Raw genomic sequence first — 4,206 nt, 5'->3', positions numbered from 1 at the left:
GCTATCGACACCGACTACACCCACTCAATCGGCATTCAAAAAGGCCAAATCTAACCCCCGCGACACGCCGAGCCAGACACACATTTTGACCCTTAACCCTTTAAATGGATATAATTAGACCCATGTTGATTTCAGGTACCGCTTTCTTGCGGTTGCGCACCAACCGCTAAGGCGGTTTCCTACCCCGTAGGTTAAAAACCGCTCCGGTCCTTTAGCCGGGCGGCTATTTCTCATGCCCGGCTCCCTTTCAAATCCAAGGAGCACACCTGATGTCTGCATACGGACACGGCCGTCACGAGCATGGCCAAAATTTTCTCACCAACCACAAGATCATCAACTCCATCATCGACCTTGTGAAACAAACCTCCGGCCCCATCATTGAGATCGGACCAGGAAGCGGTGCCCTCACTCACCCGATGGCCCACTTGGGGAGGGCGATAACGGCAGTTGAAGTGGACGCAAAACTAGCTGCCAAAATCACACAAGAAACCTCCTCGGCGGCGGTCGAAGTGGTCCATGATGATTTCCTTAACTTCCGGTTACCCGCCACTCCCTGCGTCATTGTGGGAAACATTCCCTTTCACCTCACCACTGCCATTCTTCGAAAGTTGCTGCATGCGCCAGCATGGACTGACGCTGTACTCCTCATGCAGTGGGAAGTCGCTCGCCGCCGGGCCGGGGTAGGCGCAAGCACGATGATGACGGCTCAGTGGTCCCCATGGTTCACATTTCACCTGGGTTCTCGGGTACCAAGGACTGCTTTCCGGCCACAGCCAAACGTTGACGGGGGGATCTTAGTGATCCGCCGGGTGGGTGACCCGAAGATTCCGATAGAGCAGCGCAAAGCCTTTCAGGCGATGGTGCACACCGTTTTCACTGCCCGGGGACGCGGGATAGGGGAAATTCTCCGAAGGGCAGGGTTGTTTTCATCACGTTCAGAAACACAATCATGGTTGCGCTCGCGAGGAATCGACCCCGCGACCCTACCTCCCAGATTGCACACCAACGACTGGATCGATCTCTTCCAGGTGACTGGTTCCTCTCTACCTCACCATCGACCCATTTCACCATCGGGAAGTAGTCAACGACCTCCTCAACGGAAAAACCGAAGCCGGCGGCGTTAATCCCCACCAAAACCGAAATCCACCAGTAGTACTAAAAGGGCTCTTCCGGTTTTAGAGTGCATTGATTAGTTCGCCGGGGGTTCGGGCGTGGCACAAGATATTGGGGTCCTTGGCTTTGTAGGAAAAAGGTATCTAATCCATCCGTACAAAACTAAGGACCTACTGTGCAGCCTAACGGAAATGTCATCGTCGATACCATCTGCCGCACCGCAAAACTAGGAACTACTATCACCGGTGCCACAGAAAACGGTGACGTCACTGTTATTGAAGCCGAACCCGTCGAGCCGATCAATGAATGCCCTACCTGCGGGCAGCCTGGAGTATTCCGCGACCACGTCATCCGCAGCCTGGTCGATCTGCCCATCGTCGGCCACCCAACAACTTCATGTGCGCCTTCCACGCTACCGGTGCACCAACAAGCGTTGCTTGCAGAAGATCTTCCGTGCTGGCCTTGCCTGCGCGCCCGACAATTCAAAGACCACGGACCAGGTGACCCACTGGATCCTGCAACGACTCTGCCTAAATCGGATGAGCGTTGCCGCTGCACCCAAGTCATTAGGCCTGGGGTGGGATATGAAGTGTCCCAGGTTTTGTTCCGTTTGATGAAACCCGTTTTTGAAACAACGTACGGAGCACAACGCACGCCGATGCCAAAGCTTCCGCAACATCGACTACCTCATCAAACCCACGACAGTGGGATTCACACCCTCAATCCCCACGCGTGCAATCTTCGCACCTCAAAGATTGAAAAATGAAAGAAACCGGAGGTAACATACCCTTTCGAGTTTGTTACTTCCGGTGGTGCAGTTTGTTCAACTGCTCATCAGGATCTTACGGGGGATAACACTAACACACCCTGACTCTTGGAAAACGCAGCACACAGACCGTGCACACCCTCACCGATAAAATGGGCACCAGTCCCGAAAGGAGAAGGAATGTACACGACCATCACCCTCGCCGCACTCGCAGTACTTTTCGTCTTAATCATCCAGACCATCCGCCGCGAACGGCCAGAAGACCGTATGTATTACGCCGCGCTTGGAGGCAGCATAAGCGCAGCAATGATCCTTGTCCCCTCCTTCCTTTTCACCCAGGCCGGTCTCTCGCGAGAACTGGCCGCACTGCTCATCTCCTTCGGCCTACTAGCCTTGTGGATTACCATTTTCGGACTCCGCCTAAACGCAAGAACTAGCAGGTAAACCTGCATAACACAGAACATATGCTTTAGCATATGGCGGAACATACGCTATAACATATGCCTAAACATATGTTCCGCCATATGGCAGGACTCGCGGGCGCACGAATACGCAGATTCCCGCCCGCAGTAGAGAAAAGGAGGGCTACGGGCTCAGTGTGGGAGTATTGCGAAACCTTCGCGCGCCCATTAGCCTAAAAAGTGACAGCACAGTTCATCCCTGAATTGCGGCTGCACAATAAAAAGGGCCCCAACGAGTGCCAGCTCGTTGAGACCCTCGGGCCTAAAGACCCACGTGAAGCATCGCGGTAACGAGCTTCACGATTACGGTCACAAGAACTATGACCTTGGTAGCCACATCTAGCCAGTCAAGCTTGGTGGCATCAAGGTCTTTTCTTTTGCGACCGGGTGTATCCAATGAGTGTTTACCCATTGTCTACCTCCCTTTACGTCGTAGGGTTGTCCGCTCGCCTGAAAAAGGCGCGCGGGACAGCCCACGTCACGCGCGGGCCTTACCGCGCACCGACGAGGAAGTCACGCCCACGCCCCACCACAGGTGGCGGGGCATGATTGTGAACCGGCACTAACGTTAGCAGCCACCCCTGACGAGACCTAGAAGCATGATTTCACCCCTGCCTTTATAAAAGCCGCCCATGAGGGGAAACCCGTACAGTGCTACTTGCAGCTGCACTCAACACCGCTAATTGCTCTGCCTGTCACCCTATCTAGACGCACGAAAATGCTGGCAGTGCTACATAACTGCCGACATATGCTTTAGCATATGCCTAAACATATGTCCCGCCATATGGCAAGACATATGACGGGGCTCATGGGCGCGCTGATCTACCATCACGGCTGCACTACCCTAGGTGTTTTTCAATGCTCGATACACCGTAGGACGGGTTACCCCAAATTCCCGCGCTAGTGCTGCCTTTGACTCCCCTGCCAATATGCGCCGTTTAATCTCCGCTACTTGCTGCGGGCTAAGAGCGGGTTTGCGGCCTTTGTACTTTCCGGCCTTTTTCGCCAACGCAATCCCCTCCGCCTGGCGCTCGCGGATAATGGCCCGCTCAAACTCCGCGAAGCTACCGAGAATTCCGAGCATTAAATCCGCGCGCGGATCGGACGTGTCTTTCGCAAACGCGAGATTCTCATGCAGGAAAGTAACAGTCACACCCTTGCCGGTAAGTTCATCAACAATACCGCGCAGATCTGTCAGCGATCGGGCGAGACGGTCAATCGACGACACGACAAGTTCGTCACCGTCTCGCACGTACGCCATACACTCGACAAGTCCAGGGCGGGCAGTCTTGGTGCGGCCGGAAATCCTATCTTCAAAAAACCGGTCAATCCTGCCGGAAGCATTGAGTAGTTCTTTCTGGCGCTGATTATTCTGCTCCACCGTGGAGACACGGATATAGCCCACCCGCTGCCCATGCGAACCAGAGTCATTGACCATTAGTCTTCGCTCCGCGAAGGTTTAAAGGCGGCATTCTCTTGTTCTATGACTGCATCACGATACGACTCGATTGCATCCGAGAGGGCATAAAGCTGAACACCGTCGAGGCCATCAGCGTCAGCAAGCAAGGATTGTACAATCCTGCCCAACGCCTGCTGCCCCGACGAGAGTCCACCATGCAGATCTTTCACCCGCGCCAACGCGGGTACAGAGTCAATATGACTTTCAATATGGAAACCGTCAGACGATAACATCACACTCACCACTTTCTGTAAACATAAGGCTTAGACCCCGCTAGACACGTGTAAAACAATGCTAGGAACGGCCCTATTTTACAGGAAACATTCTGCCGCACACCGGCGTAACAATAGGGTGTACCCAAATGAGCGCCACGCTCGTAGTCACTGGCCTTAGGCGCCGTGAACAGG

General features: G+C 54.1%; 5 protein-coding genes and 1 pseudogene. 4 read left to right on the top strand and 2 right to left on the bottom strand.

The features are described from left to right. Positions 1-104: 104 nt before the first annotated feature. From BKN05_RS12650 to BKN05_RS11590, 4 genes and pseudogenes are all read left to right on the top strand, one after another. Positions 105-170 (top strand): erythromycin resistance leader peptide, encoded by a 66-nt coding sequence (locus tag BKN05_RS12650; protein WP_071569110.1) that lies wholly within the window; start codon positions 105-107, stop codon positions 168-170. 99 nt (positions 171-269) lie between these two features. Continuing rightward, entirely contained in the window at positions 270-1,124 is an 855-nt protein-coding gene (gene erm, locus BKN05_RS11600) for a 23S ribosomal RNA methyltransferase Erm (RefSeq protein ID WP_005390949.1), read from the top strand. 164 nt (positions 1,125-1,288) lie between these two features. Beyond that, a pseudogene (locus BKN05_RS11595) lies at positions 1,289-1,706 on the top strand (transposase family protein); the annotation flags it as partial. A 353-nt stretch (positions 1,707-2,059) separates the two neighbouring features. Beyond that, positions 2,060-2,323, top strand: a complete 264-nt coding sequence (locus tag BKN05_RS11590) for a hypothetical protein (RefSeq protein ID WP_011117479.1) — start codon at positions 2,060-2,062, stop codon at positions 2,321-2,323. Positions 2,324-3,184: 861 nt separating this feature from the next. Here the strand turns inward: BKN05_RS11590 and BKN05_RS11585 are convergent. After that, positions 3,185-3,778 (bottom strand): recombinase family protein, encoded by a 594-nt coding sequence (locus BKN05_RS11585; protein WP_011117489.1) that lies wholly within the window; start codon positions 3,776-3,778, stop codon positions 3,185-3,187. Continuing rightward, a complete protein-coding gene (locus BKN05_RS11580) occupies positions 3,778-4,032 on the bottom strand; it encodes a hypothetical protein (RefSeq protein WP_034659529.1) in 255 nt (84 codons plus the stop codon). Before BKN05_RS11580 ends, BKN05_RS11585 begins: the two co-directional genes overlap by 1 nt. Positions 4,033-4,206 lie beyond the last annotated feature (174 nt).

The sequence above is a fragment of the Corynebacterium sp. S5S1 genome, from assembly GCF_001913985.1.
Lineage (GTDB): Bacteria > Actinomycetota > Actinomycetes > Mycobacteriales > Mycobacteriaceae > Corynebacterium > Corynebacterium marquesiae.
This window is presented reverse-complemented; position numbering and strand designations above follow the sequence as displayed.

Excerpts from the sequence above, each read along its gene's own strand:
- erm (WP_005390949.1), top strand. The coding sequence starts at position 270 with ATGTCTGCATACGGACACGGCCGTCACGAGCATGGCCAAAATTTTCTC.
- BKN05_RS11590 (WP_011117479.1), top strand. The coding sequence starts at position 2,060 with ATGTACACGACCATCACCCTCGCCGCACTCGCAGTACTTTTCGTCTTA.
- BKN05_RS11585 (WP_011117489.1), bottom strand. The coding sequence starts at position 3,778 with ATGGTCAATGACTCTGGTTCGCATGGGCAGCGGGTGGGCTATATCCGT.
- BKN05_RS11580 (WP_034659529.1), bottom strand. The coding sequence starts at position 4,032 with ATGTTATCGTCTGACGGTTTCCATATTGAAAGTCATATTGACTCTGTA.